This window comes from Micromonospora sp. NPDC052213, from assembly GCF_040679695.1.
Lineage (GTDB): Bacteria > Actinomycetota > Actinomycetes > Mycobacteriales > Micromonosporaceae > Micromonospora.
In genome coordinates this window covers 68,273-85,944 of the sequence record NZ_JBFAVI010000009.1, presented here as the reverse complement: position 1 = coordinate 85,944, position 17,672 = coordinate 68,273, and the positions used below count along the sequence as shown (strand labels likewise).

Genomic DNA, 17,672 nt, shown 5'->3' with positions numbered 1-17,672 from the left:
CTGTCCGTCGCCGAGCGGCGCGCCGGCGGGGGCGGGCCCCCGCGGGGGGGGTGGGGGGGGCGGATGGTGTGTGGCGGGTCATTTTTGCTGTTGTGGGGGGGTTGGGGGGGGGGGGGTTGTGGGGGGGCGCCCAGCGGGGCGCGCCCACCACCACCGCATGCCGCGCAGAGCCGTCTGGAGGCGCTCCTGGGCGCGGCGGCGGCGCTCGTTGCTCGCGCCGAGCACCAGCAGCAGGAGCCCGACCGGGATCAGCGCCAGCCACGGCCCGAGGCTGAACAGCGCGTGCACCGCCGCGATCGCGGTGACGGCCGCGCCGACGATCACCGGCGCCTGCTGCTGGCTCGTCGAGCCGAAGATGAGCACCGCGACCGCGCCGAGCAGCAGCAGCACCTGGCGCAGCGTGCTGGAGTCGGTGGCCAGCACGATCGCCAGGGTCGGCACGAACGCGGTGACCAGCGCCGGCCCGTACGCGACCCAGCTGCTCAGGTCGGGCCGGTGCCGCAGCTCCAGCACCCCGACGAGCAGGGCGAGCGCCGCGAAGGGCAGCGTGTACGCCTCCGGCAGCGCCACGTCGGCCACCCGCATCATGATCCACCAGGCGGCGATCTCGCAGACCACCACCGCCCAGAACAGGATGCGCCGCTCCACCGGCCGGCGGCCCGGCCGGGTGGCCGCGACGCCGAGGACCGCGCCCCAGGCGGCCAGCAGCGCCGCGATGTGCCGGGGCGAGTCGAAGGCCAGGGCCAGGGCGATCAGGGCGGCGGCGTGCCCGCTCCACTCCACGGTGGCCGCCTCGCGTTGGGCCTCGGGACGGCGGAGCCGGGGCAGGGTCGCGGCGAACACCTGCAGGGCCGCGCCGACCGCCAGCACGCCGAAGGCGGACCAGACCGCCGCGAGCCCGGCCACCAGCCCGACGGTGAGCACGAACAGCTGCGCCATCAGCGAGGCGAAGAGCCAGCCGAGGATGCGTGCCCGCTGGGTGGTGCCGAACAGCGCCGCCACCGTGCCGACGCCGACCGCGCCGCCGAGCGTGAAGAGCGTCAGCTCCCGCGTGGCGAGGCTGCCGGCGAGCCCCGCGCCCCCGGCGGCCAGCCCGATGGCGAAGACCAGCACCCGGGTCAGCCGCAGGGAACGGGCCGGCTCGACCAGCGGCGGGGGTGGGGTCAGCGCCAGGCCCAGCATCGAGATGGTGAACACGGCCAGCGCCGCGAGGGTGCTCGCCGGCCAGCCGTTGCCCAGCGCCACCGGGGTGATCAGCAGGGTCACGGCCGCGCCGGGCAGCACCACGGGCACCGCCCGGGAGCGCCGGCCGCCGCTGAACCCGGTGGCGGCCAGCGCGGCGGTCGCGGTGAGCAGCAGCGCGGTCAGCACGTGGGTCGGGTCGACCGCGCCGGGCGGCGGGGTGAGCAGCTCCGGCGGTGGCCCCTGCCAGACCCGGGCGAGGCCGCGGTGCGGCTCCACCAGGGCGACGACCAGGGCCGGCGCGATCGACACCAGCGCCAGGACGGTGGGCAGCGCGGCGACGGCGAGCGCGCCGGCGGCAGGGCTGAGCCGCCAACGCCGCGTGCCGTCGTCCGGCAGCCGCCGCAGCGCCCCGTCGAGCAGCACCGACCAGCGCCGTACCGGCTGGGCCGAGCCGGCCGGCGGTTCGGTCGCGCCGCGGGCCAGCTCGGCGAGCACCCCGAGCAGGGCCGCGGCGGCGGCGTAGACCCCGACGGGCAGCCCGGCGGGGACGGCGGCCAGCGCGGTCACGGTGGCGCCGCCGGCCACCGCCGCGCTCGCCCAGGGCAGGTACTGCGGAACCCGCCGCCGGGCGGCGGCCATCGCCGCCAGGCCCAGGCTGGACGCGGCCAGCGCGGCGGTGAGCACCACCTCCGGCGAGCGGCCGAACTCGGCCGCCAGCGCCGCGACCGCGCCCGGGGACGCGAGCAGGGCGGCGCCGGCGGCGGCGCCCCCGATCTGCGCCAGGTGCGGCGGCATCCCCTCGGCCTCGATGTCGTCGACCAGCGGCACGGCCAGCGTCCGGGCCAGCGCCGCCACCACCACGCCGATCAGCGCGATGCTGCCCAGCGCCAGCGCGGTGGTCCACGGCCGGACCAGGCCGGCCCCGGCGGCGTGCAGGGCCACCACGCCCGCCACGACCGCCCGGGACAGCCCGGCACGCGGGTCGGTCGCCGCCACGGCGGCCGTCCCGAAGACCGTGGCGACCATGCCGCCGACCAGGACCGGCGACCACCACGGCAGGTCGAACGCGGCCGGCGCGCCGATCGTGGCGAGCACGGCTGCCGCCCCCGACACGTCGTACTTCCACGGTGGCGGCAGCAGGACCGCGGCGGCGACGCCGAGCAGGGCCAGCGCGACCGGCGCCTGCCACGCCGACCCGCCGGTCGGCGCGGCCGGCCAGCCGGTCAGGTCGCCGGCCCAGATCGGGCCGGGGGTGGCGAGCACCCCCAGCCCGCCGCGCAGCGCGCTCCAGCCGGCCAGCACGCCGATGAGCACGCCGCCGACGGTGAGGCCGAGGATCGGCCCGCGCCGCCACTCCTCGGGCATCGCGCGGGCGGCCACCGCGACCACCAGCACCAGCCCGGCGGCGACGGCGAGCTGGCCGCCGGGGGCGAGCACCGCCGCGATCCGGGCGAGGGTGGCGATCAGGGCGGCGGTCACCGCCGCGGCGGCGAGGTCGGAGCCGTCCAGGGCGAGGTCGGAGCGCCGGCCCGCGTCGATGGGGCCGGCGAACACCACCATCGCGGCGGCGACGAGCAGCAGCCCACCGACCCAGGCGTCGGCGGCGGTGGCGCCGGGGGCCCCGAACGCGGCGGCGGTGACCACGACCGTGCCCAGGGCGGTGCCCACCGCCAGCGGTGCCGGGACGTGCCGCTGGGACACCTGCACGATGGCGGCGTAGCCGAGGGTGACGCAGACCGCCAGGAAGCTGGCCGCCAGCACCGGGACGGTGGCCTCGCGCAGGCTCGCCGGGGTGGGCGTCGGGTCGGTCGGCACGGTGGCGGCGACGAAGGCGGCCACCGCGCCCGGCAGCGCGAACGCCGCGCCGCCGGCGGCCCAGGCCGAGACGGTGTCGGCCGCGGCCGGGGCGAGCCGCATCCGGGGCGCCACGGCGACCAGCACCCCGGCGGCGAAGAGCGCGAGCAGGGCCGCGGTCGTCAGCGCCGGCCGGGCCAGGGCGGCCCCCGCCCCGAACAGCCCGACGCCGGCCGCGGCGGCCGCGTGCGCCACCGCCGCCCGTTCGGTCCGGGCGGAGAGCCCGACGACCCCGATGCCGATCGCGGTCAGCACCATCGGCCAAGGCGCCACCGCCCACCCGAGACCGAACGACGCCGGTACGGAGAGCGCGGTCAGCGCCGCGCCGACCACCGCGAACTCCCGGCGGATCTCCGGCGGCAGGGCCAGCACCGCGGCCACGGTCAGCAGGAAGGCGCTCGCGGCGAGCTGCCAGGCGGCCGGACCGACCGCCGCGGCCAGCTCGGCCGGGTAGCGGTCGAGGTCGGCCGCCCAGGCCGGCAGCGCGGCTCGGACGGGGGCGACGCCGGCGCGCAGGGCCCCGCCGGCGACGACCACCCCGCTGACCGTGAGCGCCACCGCCGAGGCGAGCTGCGGGCCGCGCCGGGCGGCCTCCGGCACCGCCCGCACGGCGAGCCCGGTGACGGTGATGACCGCCGCGATCAGCAGCAGCGCCCGGCCGGGTAGCGCCACCGAGGCGATCCGGCTCAGCGCGCCGATCACGGCCAGGGTGAAGATCCCGGCGCCGAGGTCGGGCAACGGCGGTCGGCGCAGCACCAGCGTCCCGGCCAGGCCCACGGCGGCGGCCAGCAACAGCACCAGCCCCGCTCCGGTCGCGGCCGGCACGGTGGTCGCCCGCAGCAGGGCGGAGACGGCGTACGCGAGGGCGACGGCGACCGCCACCCCGTGCAGCGTCCAGGTCAGCTCGCGCAGCCACGGCACCGCCCGGGCGGCCGGGGCCGGCGTCGCCTGCTCCGGCGGGTCACCGTCGAGCACCTCGCCGGCCTCCTCCGGGGCCCCCTCCGGCCGGCCCTCGGCGCGACGCTGGCGGGGCGTGGCCGGTGCCGCCGACGCGGCGGGGGCGGCCGGCGGCTCGGGCAGGTCCCGGCGGATCGGCCGCTCCACCGTGACCGGTGACCGGGCCAGCCAGAGGTCGAGCACGGCCACCGCGGTCAGCACCAGCGCCCAGCCGCCGGGGCCGGTGACCCGGTCGTACGCGAACAGCGGCAGCACCGGCTGGGCGGCCAGCACGGCGGCGAACCGGGGCGCGCGCAGCCCCGTCCAGCCCGCGTAGCCGAAGGAGACGCCGGCGGTGACGGCGAAGATCACCCCGGCGAAGACGGCACCCGAGGCGCCGCCGTTGCCGATCCGGTCCACCGCCCACAGCGCGTAGCCGGCGAGCGGCACCAGCAGCAGGCCGACGGCGGAGATGGTCTCGGCGGTCGAGGTGAGCCCGCGCCGTGCCAGCACGGGCGGGGCGAGCAGCATCAGCACGGTCGCGAGCAGCAGGATGCCCAGCCGGGCCAGCGCGTCCATCGAGCTGGTGGCCACCGCGGCGAAGACCACCGCGGCGACGCCGAGCAGCAGCGCGCCGAGCCCGAGGGGGATGTTCTGCACCTCGCGGGAGGACGCCTCCGGCGGATGCTCCGGGTCGTCGGCGTCGAGCCAGGTGGCGCTCGGCGGCGGGGGCGGCTCCTCCGGGCCGGCCGGGGTGCCCTGCCGGGGCACCCGGGGCGGTGCGCCGGTGGCGGCGGTGGGCGGGCGGCGGCCGGGCCGGCGGCGCAGCACCCGGCGGGGGCGGGTGGCCTGCTTGAGACGTTCCTCACCGGCGTGCGCGAGGATGTCCCGCTGGAAGAGTGCGGCCTGCATCTTGGCGGCGATCTGCCGCTGCTCGCTGGCGATGGCGGCCTCGCGGGCCTTCATCTCCGCGATGGACCGCTCGATCTCCGCCAGGTGCTCGACCCACTGTGGCTGGTGCGCGCCGCAGTGCGGGCAGCTGACGGCCGGTTTGATCTCCTGGCCGCACGAGGAGCACTGAAAGCTCGCCACGACACCCCTCCACCCGCACTGTGGACTCCCACCTTGGCAGCATGCCGAATGCGGGCGCGGATTTCGACAGTTGTCGGCGGGTCCGGGGCAAAGATCGTCAGGGCGGACGGCGAACGGCCGGTCGCGGAGCGTGCTCCACGGCCGGCCGTCTCAGCGGTCGATGGTCAGGGGCGGCCCATGCCGCGGTACTCCCAGCCGGCCTGCGTCCACAGTGCCGAGTCCAGGCAGTTGCGCCCGTCGACCACCCGGCGGCCGGCGGCCAGCTCGCCGAGGGCGACGGGGTCGGCGTTGCGGAAGTCGGCCCACTCGGTGAGCACGCAGACGAGGTCGGCGCCGGTCACGGCCTCGTTGATGCCGGGCTCGTAGACCAGCTCGGGGGCCACCGCGCGGGCCCGCTCCATGCCCTGCGGGTCGTAGACGTGGACGTCGGCGCCGGCCTTGCGCAGCAGCGACGCGACGGCGAGCGCCGGGGCGTCGCGTACGTCGTCGGTGTTGGGCTTGAAGGTCGCGCCGAGCACGGCGATCCGGGTGCCGGACAGGTCCGGCCCGGCCGGCCCGGACCGGCGGCCGAGCAGCTCGGCGGCGAGCTGGACGACCCGGGTCCGGCGGCGCATGTTGATCAGGTCGACCTCGTGCAGGAAGCGCAGCGCCTCCCCGGCGCCGAGCTCCTGGGCGCGGGCCTGGAAGGCCCGGATGTCCTTGGGCAGGCAGGCGCCGCCGAAGCCGAGCCCGGCCTGGAGGAAGCGGTTGCCGATGCGGGGGTCGAAGCCGATGGCCCGGGCGAGGTGGGTGACGTCGCCGCCGGCGGCCTCGCAGACCTCGGCCATCGCGTTGATGAAGGAGATCTTGGTGGCCAGGAAGGCGTTGGCGGCGACCTTGACCAGCTCGGCGGTCGCGAAGTCGGTGACCACCAGGGGCACCTCGCGGTCCTCCGTGGCGGCCAGGTCGAAGACGCCCTTGTGGGCGGCGTAGAGCATGCCGTTGGCCCACTCGCTCTTGACGCCGACCACGATCCGGTTGGGCCGCAGCACGTCGTCGACGGCGAAGCCCTCCTGGAGGAACTCGGGGCTCCACGCCACCTCGACGCCGAGGTCGGCGGGGGTGTGCTTGCTCACCAGCTGCTCGACCCACTCGGCGGTGCCGACCGGCACGGTGGACTTGCCGACGATCAGCGCCTTGCGGGTCAGGTGCTGGGCCAGGCTGGTGACCGACGCCTCGACGTACGACAGGTCGGCGCCCATGCCGTCGGCGATCTGCGGCGTGCCGACGCAGATGAAGTGCACGTCGCCGAATTCGGCGACCTCGGCGATGTCCGTGCTGAACCGCAGCCGCCCGGCCGCCAGGTTGCGCTTGAGCAGCTCGTCCAGGCCCGGCTCGTGGATCGGCACCTCGCCGGCGTTCAGCATGGCGATCTTGTCGGCGTCGACGTCGAAGCCGAGGACCTCGTAGCCCAGTTCGGCGTAGCAGATGGCGTACGTCGCACCGAGGTAGCCGGTGCCCAGGAAGGTCACCCGTGGCCGCTGCGCGCCCGACGGGGGCGTCACCGCGGCGATGGCGGGCATCGGCTGGGTGTTCGGGTACGGGATCGTCACGCCTGTCTTCTCCGCTCGCGCTGGCGCCGCGTCGTCGCGTCGCGTTCTGCTGCGGCGCCTGGGCGGGCACCGGAGGGACTCTATGCCTGTCACTTCCATCATCGCCGGGCGGCGTCGACGCTCGTCGTGCCATAGCCTACGCGGCGGTAACATCGCCTGGGTTTGGTCGCTATCCTTCAGTCTGCGCCGTCGACGGTCACAAGACGCTACAGACTGCGCATGATAGCGGTGAAGGGGAGGGGCCGACATGGCCGCAGAGCAGTCGTTCGACGTCTACCGGTTGCCGGAGGAGCACGAGGCGATCCGGGAGGCGGTCCGTGAGGTCTGTGCGGCCAAGGTGGCCCCGCATGCGGCCGAGGCGGACGAGACCGGTGAGTTCCCGAAGGCGTCCTACGACGCGTTGCGCGCCGCGGACTTCCACGCCCCGCACATCCCCGTCGAGTACGGCGGCGCGGGCGCGGACGCCCTGGCCACGGCCATTGTGATCGAGGAGGTGGCGCGGGCCTGCGCGTCGTCCTCGCTGATCCCCGCGGTCAACAAGCTGGGCACCATGCCGCTGCTGCTGGCGGGCTCGGAGGAGCTCAAGCGCCGCTACCTGAGCCGGGTCGCGTCGGGCGACGCGATGTTCTCGTACTGCCTCTCCGAGCCGGAGGCGGGCAGCGACGCGGCCTCGATGACCACCCGCGCCGTGCGTGACGGCGATCACTGGGTGCTCAACGGCGTCAAGCGCTGGATCACCAACGCCGGGGTCTCGGAGTTCTACACGGTCTTCGCGGTGACCGACCCGACGGCCCGGTCCCGGGGCATCTCCGCGTTCGTGGTGGAGAAGTCCGACGCCGGGGTCAGCTTCGGCGCCCCGGAGAAGAAGCTCGGCGTCAAGGGCTCGCCGACCCGCGAGGTCTACCTGGACAACGTCCGGATCCCGGCGGACCGCATGATCGGCGCCGAGGGCACCGGCTTCGCCACCGCGATGCGGACGCTGGACCACACCCGGGTCACCATCGCCGCGCAGGCCCTCGGCATCGCCCAGGGGGCGCTCGACTACGCCAAGGGGTACGTGCAGGAGCGCAAGCAGTTCGGCAAGGCGGTCGCCGAGTTCCAGGGCGTCCAGTTCATGCTCGCCGACATGGGCATGAAGCTGGAGGCGGCCCGACAGTTGACGTACGCCGCCGCCGGCAAGTCGGAGCGCGGCGACGCCGACCTGACCTACTTCGGCGCGGCGGCCAAGTGCTTCGCCTCGGACGCGGCCATGGAGATCACCACCGACGCGGTGCAGCTGCTCGGCGGCTACGGCTACACCCGGGACTACCCGGTCGAGCGGATGATGCGCGACGCCAAGATCACCCAGATCTACGAGGGCACCAACCAGGTGCAGCGCATCGTGATGGCCCGCCAGCTCCTCAAGGACTGACCGGCCGTCGGGCGGGCCGGTCTCCCGGCCCGCCCGACGTGTCACCGGATCTCGGTCGTGTCCTCCGGCCGGTTGCCGGTGCGCGGCGGCGCCGACCACGGCGACTCGCCGCCGGTGCGGCGGGGCAGCGGCTCGGTCGGCGTCGAGTCGTCCGGGTAGCCCAGGGTCAGCGGGGCGGTGTCCTGGTCGGCCGAGCCGGCCGAGGGCCAGTCGGTCAGGGTGAAGTCGTCCCGTTCCGGGCCGGTCGCGGGCTCCGGCGCCACCTCGGCGGCCGGGCGCGGCCACCGGCGCCAGCGCTGCCCGCTGAACGTCGCCATGATCAGCAGCAGGCCGATCAGGAAGAGGGTGCCGTTCTCCACCGGCGCGTGCAGCGGCAGGGGGTCACCGAAGACCTTCCAGCCGTCCGGGATGCGGTCCCGCACCTCGAAGGGCGCGGCGAACATCCCCACGTACGGGGCGGCGAGCAGCAGCCCGGCCACCAGCGGGCCGAGCGGTGAGATGCGCAGCGTGGCGAGCAGGCCGAGCAGGATCCCGCCGACGGCGAGGTAGACGGCAGGCTCGATGAGATTGGCCGAGTTGGACGTGCCGATCTCGACCCAACGGTCGACGGTGCCCGCCGACCCGTCCTGCCCGAGGGCGACCAGCACCCACGTGACGGGTGCCACCACCAGCCCGGCGAGGAAGCTCCAGAGATGTCGCATCCGCGCACCGTACCGTTTCCGACATGACCGAGCACCCCTCCACCGCGCCGGCCGGTAAGCCGACCTCGTACTCCCGGGTCACCCTGAGCCGGATCATGACCGCCGTCGACGTCAACCTCTACGGCACCGTGCACGGCGGGGTGCTGATGAAGTTCATCGACGACGTGGCGGGGGCGGCGGCCGCCCGGCACAGCGGCGGCACGGCGGTCACCGCGGCCATCGACGAGATCGTCTTCGCCGAGGCGGTCCGGGTCGGCGACCTGGTGCACGCGCACGCCCAGGTGAACTGGACCGGGCAGACCTCGATGGAGGTGGGCGTCCGGGTGGTGGCCGAGCGGTGGGACTCGGCCGAGGACGAGCCGGTCGGGGTGGCCACCGCGTACCTCGTCTTCGTGGGCGTCGACGTGGGCGGCGCGCCACGGGCGGTCCGGCCGGTGCTGCCGGAGACCCCGGAGGACGAGCGGCGGTTCCGGGAGGCGGAGATCCGCCGGGCCCACCGCCTCGCCCGCCGCCGCGCCATCCAGGCCCACCGCGCCGGCTGAGGCGTCGGGAAGGGCTCCTTCGTCACCGCAGCCGTGCGGAGGGGCCCTTCCTGGCACTTCCCACACAGGGTGGTGGTGGGGCATGTGGGTTCCGCACGTGCGCCGACGGGGGCCGGGTGCGGAGAATGGCGCTTCGAGGTAGGGCAAGATGGCGCCACGGCCCATTTCACAGTGTCGTGCGGGGCCAGGGGGAGGGTGGAGCAGTGGGTGACGTGCTGTGGACGCCGCCGGCGGACGTACGCGAGCGGTCCCGGATCGGGAACTACCTGCGCTGGCTGCGTGAGCACCGGGGCGTGGACTTCGCCGACTACGACGAGCTGTGGCGTTGGTCGGTCACCGACCTGGAGGCGTTCTGGCAGTCGGTCTGGGACCACTTCGAGGTGGTCGCCCACACCCCGCCGACCGCCACGCTGACCGACCGGGGGATGCCCGGCGCCCGCTGGTTCCCCGGCGCCACCCTCAACTACGCCGAGAACGTGCTGCGGATGCCCGGCCGGGCCGACGACGACCCGGTGGTGATCGCGCACGGCCAGACCCGGGCGCCGGTCACCCTCACCGCCGCCGGGCTGCGCGAGCAGGTCCGCCGGGTGGCGGCCGGGCTGCGCCGGCTCGGCGTCACCGCCGGCGACCGGGTGGCCGCGTACGCGCCGAACATCCCCGAGACGTACGTGCTGCTGCTGGCCACCAGCAGCCTGGGCGCGATCTTCTCCTCCTGCGCGCCCGAGTTCGGCACCCGCAGCGTCACCGACCGCTGGCAGCAGATCGAGCCGAAGGTCCTCGTCGCCGTGGACGGCTACCGGTACGGCGAGAAGCCGGTGGACCGGCGCGGCGAGGTGGCCGCGATCCGGGCGGCCCTGCCGTCGCTGGCGCACACCGTCGGCATCGCCTACCTCGACCCGGCCGGCCCGCCGCCCGAGGGCGCGCTCGCCTGGTCCGACCTGGCCGCCGAGACCGACGAGCCGCTGACCTTCACCCCGGTCGCCTTCGACCACCCGCTCTACGTGCTCTACTCCTCCGGCACGACCGGGCTGCCCAAGCCGATCGTGCACGGCCACGGCGGCATCCTGCTGGAGCACCTGAAGATGCTGGCCCTGCACCACGACCTGGGCCCGGCGGACCGGTTCTTCTGGTTCACCACCACCGGCTGGATGATGTGGAACTTCCTGGTCTCCGGGCCGGCGGTGGGCGCGGCGATCGTGCTGTTCGACGGCAACCCGGGCCACCCCGACCTGGGCGCGCTGTGGCGGCTGGCGGAGGAGACCGGCACCACGTACTTCGGCACGTCCGCGCCGTTCCTGCTGGCCTGCCGCAAGGCGGGGCTGGTGCCGAGGGAGATCGCCGACCTGACCGCGCTGCGCGGGGTCGGCTCGACCGGCGCCCCGCTGCCCGCCGAGGGCTTCACCTGGGTGTACGAGACCGTCGGCGACGACCTCCAGCTCCAGTCGCTCTCCGGCGGCACGGACGTCTGCACCGGCTTCGTGGGCGGGGTGCCGCTGCTGGCGGTGCACGCCGGGGAGATCACCTGTCGGGCGCTGGGCGCCAAGGTGGAGGCCCGCTCGGCCGACGGCACCCCGGTGATCGGCCAACTGGGCGAGCTGGTGATCACCGAGCCGATGCCGAGCATGCCGGTGGGCTTCTGGAACGACCCGGACGGCGCCCGCTACCGGGAGGCGTACTTCGACCTCTACCCGGGCGTCTGGCGGCACGGCGACTGGATCACGATCAACGACCGGGGCGGCTGCGTGATCACGGGCCGCTCCGACGCCACCCTCAACCGGGGCGGCGTGCGGCTGGGCACCGCCGAGTTCTACTCGGTCGTCGAGGGGCTGGACGAGGTCGTCGACTCGGTGGTGGTGCACCTGGAGGACGACGAGGGCGGCGCCGGCGAGCTGCTGCTGTTCGTGGTGCTCGCCGAGGGCCTGGAGCTGGACGACGCGCTGCGGAAGACGATCTGCCGGGAGCTGCGTACCGCCCTGTCGCCGCGGCACGTCCCGGACGAGATCCACCAGGTCCGCGCCGTGCCGCGCACCCTCTCGGCGAAGAAGCTGGAGGTGCCGGTGAAGAAGATCCTCACCGGCACCCCGGTCGACTCGGCGGCGGCCAAGGGCGCCCTGGCCAACCCGGAGTCCCTGTCGGCGTTCGCCGCGCTCGCCCAGCGCCGCGCCACCCACCCGGAGTCCACCCCCGCCTGACCCGACCGCGTCCACCCTGCCGGGCCGCATCCCCGGCAGGGGCGGGGTCAGGCAAGGGTGCGGGTGACCTTCTCCGTGGTCGTGCGGGAGGCGACGCGGGACCGATCGAGGTTGGCGCAGAGGACCGAGCTGGCGCCGGCCGCCAGCGGGGCGAGCAGCCAGTCGACCGGGTCGGGATGCGCCCCCGTGTCGACCAGGACGCGGTCGTCGCGGGCGATGCCCAGCTCGCCCGCGCGCCGCCGCGCGCGCTCCACCAGCTCCTCGCCGCCGGCGGCGTACGGGGTGAAGTGGTCCCCGTGCGCGCGCACCTCCGAGACGTAGTCGGCGAAGCCGGGCGGCACCTGCCGCATCGGCAGGGCGAACGGGTCGAGGGCGAGGACGTACCGCTCGCCGGCCGACCAGGCGTCCGCCTCGGCGAGCCGCGCGACGGCGGCGAAGAGCACCTCCACGTCGCCCGGCGTGTCGGCCACCCGGAGCCCGGCCGACCAGCATCCGAGCAGCACCGCCGCGGTCTGCCAGTGCGGCGGGAGCAGCACCCCGGCCGTGTCGCCGGGGCCCACGGCCACCTCGTCCACGAGCAGGTTGGCCGTCTTGGCCACCCAGTTCGCCAGCGTCGCGCCGGAGAGTTCGGTCCGCTCGCCGGTGGCGTCGTCGTACCAGGTCAGCAGCGGTCGGGTCGGGTCGGGCGCGATCGCGTCGGCGAACACCCGGGCAATGTTGTCGGCCATCGGCGCGAACGATACGCCCCCGCCGGCCGTACTCGAAGACAACGACAAGTCGGCATACCGTCGGGTCGCAGTCAGCGTCCGACCCGGGCTCCGGCGTAGGCTTGCCCCGGAGTGTTGTTCCCCACAGATCGCAGTGCAAGGAGTCGCCCCGTGACCGCCGGTCGCCCGCCCCGCGTGCTCATCGACGCCACGAGTGTCCCCGCCGACCGTGGCGGTGTCGGTCGATACGTCGACGGCCTGCTCGGCGCCCTCGGCAAGGTGTGCGGGTCGGGGGTGGAGCTGGCCGTGGTCAGCCTCCGCACCGACCTGGAGCGCTACACCCGGATGCTGCCCGGCGCGGAGATCATCCCCGCCCCGGCCGCCGTCGCGCACCGCCCCGCCCGGCTCGCCTGGGAGCAGACCGGCCTGCCGCTGCTCGCCCAGCAGGTGGGCGCGCAGGTGCTGCACTCGCCCTTCTACACCTGCCCGCTGCGCGCCGGCTGCCCGGTCACGGTGACCGTGCACGACGCGACGTTCTTCACCGAGCCGGAGCACTACGACAAGTCCCGGCGCACGTTCTTCCGCAGCGCCATCAAGACCTCCCTGCGCCGCGCCGACCGGGTGATCGTGCCGAGCAAGGCCACCCGCGACGAGCTGATCCGGTTGCTCGACGCCGACCCGACCCGGATCGACGTCGCCTACCACGGGGTCGACCACGCCGCCTTCCACGCGCCCAGCGAGGAGGAGAAGGCCCGGGTCCGCGCCCGGCTGGGGCTCGGGGGGAGCAGCTACGTCGCCTTCCTCGGGGCCAAGGAGCCGCGCAAGAACGTGCCCAACCTGATCCGCGGCTGGGCCCGGGCGGTGGCCGACCGGGAGAACCCGCCGGCCCTGGTGGTCGCCGGCGGCCAGGGGCACGACGACGACATCGACCGCGCGGTGGCGGAGGTGCCGTCGCACCTGCGGCTGCTGCGCCCGGGCTACCTGCGCTACGCGGACCTGCCCGGCTTCCTCGGCGGGGCGCTGGTGGCCGCCTACCCGTCCTACGGGGAGGGTTTCGGCCTGCCGATCCTGGAGGCGATGGCGTGCGCCGCGCCGGTGCTCACCACGCCCCGGCTGTCGCTGCCGGAGGTGGGCGGCGACGCGGTGGCGTACACCAGCGAGGCCCCCGACCAGATCGCCGCGGACCTGGCGGCGCTGCTCGACGACGAGCAGCGGCGGTTGTCCCTGGCCAAGGCCGGTTTCGACCGGGCCAAGGAGTTCACCTGGGAGTCCAGCGCCGAGGTGCACATCGCCGCCTGGAGCCGGGCGCGCGCCTGATCCCGGAGCGGCGGGGTGGCAACCCGGCGTCCGGTCGGGCCCGGTTCGGGCATGATGTGCTGATGCTCTACGCCGTCATCCCGGCGGGTGGCAGCGGCACGAGGTTGTGGCCGCTGTCCCGTGCCGGCCACCCCAAGTTCCTCCACCCGCTGACCGGTTCCGCCGTCTCGCTGCTCCAGGCCACGGTCGAGCGGCTGGGCCCGCTGACCACCGCCGAGCGCACCCTGGTGGTCACCGGGACCGCGCACGTCGCGGCGGTGGCGCGCCAGCTGACCGGGCTGCCGGAGGAGAACATCCTGGTCGAGCCGTCGCCCCGGGACTCCTGCGCGGCGATCGCCCTGGCCGCCGCCGTCATCGCGCGGCGCGACCCGGAGGCGGTGATGGGCTCCTTCGCGGCCGACCACCTGATCGGCGACCCGGAGCGGTGGCGGGAGGTCGTCCGGGAGGCGGTACGCGGCGCCGAGCAGGGCCTGCTGATGACGGTGGGCATCACCCCGACGCGGGCCGAGACCGGCTACGGCTACCTCCAGACCGGCGACCCGGTCGACGGCGGCCCGCTGCGCCCGGTCGCCGAGTTCAAGGAGAAGCCGAGCGCCGAGGTGGCGGAGGCGTACCTGCGCTCCGGGCGGCACCTCTGGAACGCCAGCATGTTCGTCTGGCGGGTCGACGTGTTCCTCGCCGAGCTGGCCCGCCAGCAGCCCGCCCTGCACGCCGGGATCGTCGCGATCGCCGAGGCGTGGGGCACCGAGGGGCAGGACGACGTGCTCGGCACGGTCTGGCCGACGCTGCCGAAGATCTCCGTCGACTACGCGGTGATGGAGGGCGCGGCGACCGCCGGGCGGGTGGCCACGGTGCCGGGCGACTTCGGCTGGAACGACGTCGGCGACTTCCACACGCTGGGCGAGGTGCTGCCGGCCGACCCGGACGGCAACGTGGTGCTCGGCGGCGACGCCAAGCCCGGGGTGCTGCTGCGGGACAGCACCGGGCTGGTCGTGGTGCCGCACTCCGGGCGGCTGGTGGCCACCGTCGGAGTGCACGACCTGATCGTCGTCGACACCCCGGACGCGCTGCTGGTCTGCCCGCGCGACCGGGCGCAGGACGTCAAGAAGATCGTCGACGAGCTCAAGGAGCGGGGCGAAGAGGGGCTCGTCTGAGTGCCGCCAGGGCCGGGGCGACCAGCTTCGCCGTCCCGCCGGCCAGCGGCTCCGGCAGGTGGTCCGGCGGGAACCAGGCCAGCGCCTCGGACTCGTCGCTGACCCGTTCCGTCGCGGCGGGCGGGGCGAGGACGGCGAACCGGACGTCGTAGTGCAGGGAGCCGCCCTGGCAGTTCACCGGGTGGATGTCCACGTCGATCGGGACCGGGTCGATCCGCAGGCCCGCGATCCCGGACTCCTCGCCGGCCTCGCGCAGGGCGGCGCCGGCGAGGGTCCGGTCGGCCGGCTCGCAGTGCCCGCCGAGCTGCACCCACTTCCGAAACTTGCCGTGCAGGCAGAGCAGCACCCGCGACCCGGTGGCGTCGAGCACCAGCGCGCTCGCCGTGACGTGCCCGGCCCGGTGCGCCCGGCTCATCGCCACCGGCCCGGCGGCCAGCAGCCGCACGGTGCGGTCCCGGGCCTCGGCGGCGGCCGGGCCGGTCGGCTCCCAGCACTCCAGCGTGGCGACGGCGTCGGCGTGCAGCGCCGCGTACGCCTCGGCGTCCGTCGGCGGCGACGTCCGGGGGTCGGCGGCGGCGGTGGGGGATTCGGGCATGGCGACACTGTACGAGCCGGCGCTTCGTACCCTGGCCGGGTGACCCTGCGACTGCTGGAGTTCGTCGTCGCCGGCAACGAGGCCAGCGACCTGCTGCCGGTGCGCTCCGTGGCGTTGCTGCGCGCGCACGGCGCCCGGCGCGGCTTCTGGACGGTGCTCGACGAGGGGCCGGTGGAGCGCTGCCTGGCCCTGCTGCTGGAGCGCGACGACGGCGAGTGGGTCGCCCGGCACGTGACCGCCGACGCCGGGGCCGAGAACGGCCGGACGGAGGACGGCGAGGCCCTGGCCCACCACGACGGCTGGGTCTACGTCTTCGGCTCGCACTTCGGCTCGAAGGGCGGCCCGCTGCGCCCGCGACGCGCCTTCGTGGCCCGGTTCCGGGAGGACGACGCGGCGGGCGGCACGCTGCCGGTGCAGGTGGTGCGCAACCGGTTCCGGCTGCACCGGGCGGTCAACGACGCGCTGCTCAAGGCGCCTTTCACCCCGCTGCCGCCGGGCGCGCGGGTGCGGGCCCGGTTCATCGGGGAGACCGTCGCGCGCGGCACCGCCCGGTCGAAGGGCTGGGTCAGCCGACTCGTCCCCGACGACCTGCCGCTGAACGTCGAGGCTGCCGCCTTCACGCCGGCCGGCAGCGTCCTGATCGGGCTCCGCTTCCCGGTCACGGCCGACGGCGAGCCGATCCTGGTCGAGCTGACCGGCGTGCCGGGCATGTTCGACCCCGTGCCGGCCTGGCCGGAGGCCGTGGGCGCGTACGTGTTGACCGGGGTGACCCCGCCCGGCGCGCTCGCCGGCTTCCGGGCGGTCGCCCCCACCGACGACGGCTACGCGGCGGTCGTCGGGTCCATCGACGCGCTCGGCAAGGGCTCGGTGCTGCTCGACGACCACCCGACCGGCGGCGACGTCACCTCCCGGCACGTCCGGTTCCCGCCGCCCGGCGACGGGCATCTGGTCCCCGGCGAGCTGGTGGCCGACCTGGCGCCGTTCCACCACGTGGAGGGGCTGGCCGAGCTGGACGGGCGCAGCTTCTACGTCACCGACGAGGACCACCGCGTGGCGCTCTGGGTGGGGTGAACGGGCGGGCGCCGGCCGACGCCGGGGGAGCCACGGCGGGCGGGTGGCCGGACGGCACCTCTGCGGAGCAGACCCCCGCAGACCCTCGTGGTGCCGCCCGGCCCCCCGGTCCTCCCCGTCCCCCAGGGCGCCCCGGTCCGCGAGCGCGTCGCCGACGCGCCCGTCCCCGTGCGGGCAGTGGAAGCATGCCCAACCGCCACCATGGACGTCGAGGTTTTTCAGCTCAGGCTTAAAGACGGAGATAAGTGCCGCCCGGGTAGGCTGCAACGGTTACCCGGCATCCCCCCGGCCGGGCGACACGGGAGCACTCCATGCTGAAGATCTATTTCTCCGCCGAGGACATCCTCCGGACCCGGGTGGCTCCGGCTGCGGACCCGGTGTGGGAACTGGTCCTCAGTCTGCACCTGCTGCCGGGCCGCGGCCGGGACCCGCTGCTGGCGGGCTGGCGGCGCAGCGTGACCCGGGCACTGCGCCAGGGCGTCGGGTCCCCCGGCCTGAGGCTCCTCCTGTCGCTCAATCCGCCCCGCGGCTACTTCCCCGACTTCCTCACCCCCTACCAGAGCCTGTCCGGGTTCGAGGCCGGCATGGAGGCGGTCCGGAGCACTCCCGTGTCGCTGCTGCACCGCGACCTGTCGCTGCTCGCCACCGGCCACACCCTGCCGGCCGGCGCCGCCGCGGTGGCCCGGGGCGAGCCGGGCACGCTGCGCGACCTGACCGGCGCGATGGCGCAGTACCGCGACCTGGCGATCGACCCGTACTGGGCCCGGATCCAGGCGGCCGTGGAGGCCGACCGGTCCCGGCGGGCCCGGGCGCTGCTCGACGGCGGGGTGGAGGGGCTGCTGGCCAGCCTGCGGCCGGCCATGCACTGGGAGTCCGGGGTGCTCCAGGTCCGCGGCTACCCGCACAGCCGCGAGCTGCACCTGGACGGGCGCGGCCTGCTGCTGGTGCCCTCGTTCTTCTGCGCGCCCACCCCGGTGGCCCTGCTCGACCCGGCGCTGCCCCCGGTCCTGGTCTACCCGGTGGACCGGCTGGGCGGGCTGCTGCCGGCGCCCGCCGAGGGCGCCGGCCCGGGCACGCCGGACACCGGACGGGAGGCGCTGGCCGCGCTGCTCGGCCGCACCCGGGCCGCCGTGCTGGCGGTCAGCGACGACGGCTGCACCACCGGGGAGGTGGCCCGCCGGCTGAACATCTCACCGGCCGCCGCCAGCCAGCACACCACCGTGCTGCGCAATGCCGGCCTGCTGGTCAGCCACCGCGACCGCAACACCGTCCTGCACACCCTCACCCCACTGGGGCGGGCGATGCTCAACTCCTGAGCGCCGA

Annotated in this window: 11 protein-coding genes and 1 pseudogene; 7 read left to right on the top strand and 5 right to left on the bottom strand. The window is 75.5% G+C overall.

Annotated features, from left to right (window positions below):
* Window positions 1–153 precede the first annotated feature (153 nt).
* Window positions 154–5,067, bottom strand: a pseudogene (locus tag AB0L34_RS04615) (permease); the annotation flags it as partial.
* A gap of 164 nt (window positions 5,068–5,231) precedes the next feature.
* Entirely contained in the window at window positions 5,232–6,659 is a 1,428-nt protein-coding gene (locus AB0L34_RS04610; protein ID WP_350703284.1) for a UDP-glucose/GDP-mannose dehydrogenase family protein, read from the bottom strand.
* 247 nt (window positions 6,660–6,906) lie between these two features.
* On the opposite strand from AB0L34_RS04610, the gene AB0L34_RS04605 reads away from it, so the two are divergent.
* The gene (locus tag AB0L34_RS04605) at window positions 6,907–8,070 is read left to right on the top strand and encodes an acyl-CoA dehydrogenase family protein (protein WP_357462482.1); all 1,164 of its coding nucleotides are present in this window, start codon (window positions 6,907–6,909) and stop codon (window positions 8,068–8,070) included.
* A 41-nt stretch (window positions 8,071–8,111) separates the two neighbouring features.
* On the opposite strand, the gene AB0L34_RS04600 is transcribed toward AB0L34_RS04605, so the two are convergent.
* Window positions 8,112–8,771 carry a hypothetical protein gene (locus tag AB0L34_RS04600; protein ID WP_357462479.1) on the bottom strand — a complete coding sequence of 220 codons (660 nt, stop codon included), beginning with the start codon at window positions 8,769–8,771 and terminating at the stop codon, window positions 8,112–8,114.
* A 23-nt stretch (window positions 8,772–8,794) separates the two neighbouring features.
* On the opposite strand from AB0L34_RS04600, the gene AB0L34_RS04595 reads away from it, so the two are divergent.
* Complete coding sequence (locus AB0L34_RS04595; RefSeq protein WP_357462476.1) at window positions 8,795–9,313, top strand: acyl-CoA thioesterase; 519 nt, start codon at window positions 8,795–8,797, stop codon at window positions 9,311–9,313.
* A gap of 203 nt (window positions 9,314–9,516) precedes the next feature.
* A complete protein-coding gene (locus AB0L34_RS04590; RefSeq protein WP_363701860.1) occupies window positions 9,517–11,505 on the top strand; it encodes an acetoacetate--CoA ligase in 1,989 nt (662 codons plus the stop codon).
* Window positions 11,506–11,552: 47 nt separating this feature from the next.
* Here the strand turns inward: AB0L34_RS04590 and AB0L34_RS04585 are convergent, their stop codons facing one another.
* The gene (locus AB0L34_RS04585; RefSeq protein WP_357462470.1) at window positions 11,553–12,233 is read right to left on the bottom strand and encodes a TIGR03089 family protein; all 681 of its coding nucleotides are present in this window, start codon (window positions 12,231–12,233) and stop codon (window positions 11,553–11,555) included.
* Between the two features lie 150 nt (window positions 12,234–12,383).
* On the opposite strand from AB0L34_RS04585, the gene AB0L34_RS04580 reads away from it, so the two are divergent.
* Both AB0L34_RS04580 and AB0L34_RS04575 read left to right on the top strand, forming a co-directional pair.
* The gene (locus AB0L34_RS04580) at window positions 12,384–13,529 is read left to right on the top strand and encodes a glycosyltransferase family 1 protein (RefSeq protein ID WP_363701858.1); all 1,146 of its coding nucleotides are present in this window, start codon (window positions 12,384–12,386) and stop codon (window positions 13,527–13,529) included.
* A gap of 62 nt (window positions 13,530–13,591) precedes the next feature.
* Window positions 13,592–14,683 (top strand): sugar phosphate nucleotidyltransferase, encoded by a 1,092-nt coding sequence (locus AB0L34_RS04575; protein WP_363701856.1) that lies wholly within the window; start codon window positions 13,592–13,594, stop codon window positions 14,681–14,683.
* Here AB0L34_RS04575 and AB0L34_RS04570 read toward each other — a convergent pair.
* Window positions 14,652–15,278: an NUDIX domain-containing protein gene (locus AB0L34_RS04570; RefSeq protein WP_363701854.1), complete on the bottom strand. Its 627-nt coding sequence runs from the start codon at window positions 15,276–15,278 to the stop codon at window positions 14,652–14,654. The two genes, AB0L34_RS04575 and AB0L34_RS04570, sit on opposite strands and share 32 nt — an antisense overlap.
* 39 nt (window positions 15,279–15,317) lie before the next feature.
* On the opposite strand from AB0L34_RS04570, the gene AB0L34_RS04565 reads away from it, so the two are divergent.
* Both AB0L34_RS04565 and AB0L34_RS04560 read left to right on the top strand, forming a co-directional pair.
* Window positions 15,318–16,349: a hypothetical protein gene (locus AB0L34_RS04565; RefSeq protein WP_363701852.1), complete on the top strand. Its 1,032-nt coding sequence runs from the start codon at window positions 15,318–15,320 to the stop codon at window positions 16,347–16,349.
* 311 nt (window positions 16,350–16,660) lie between these two features.
* Window positions 16,661–17,665 carry a helix-turn-helix domain-containing protein gene (locus AB0L34_RS04560; RefSeq protein WP_363701850.1) on the top strand — a complete coding sequence of 335 codons (1,005 nt, stop codon included), beginning with the start codon at window positions 16,661–16,663 and terminating at the stop codon, window positions 17,663–17,665.
* The last annotated feature ends 7 nt before the right edge of the window (window positions 17,666–17,672 follow it).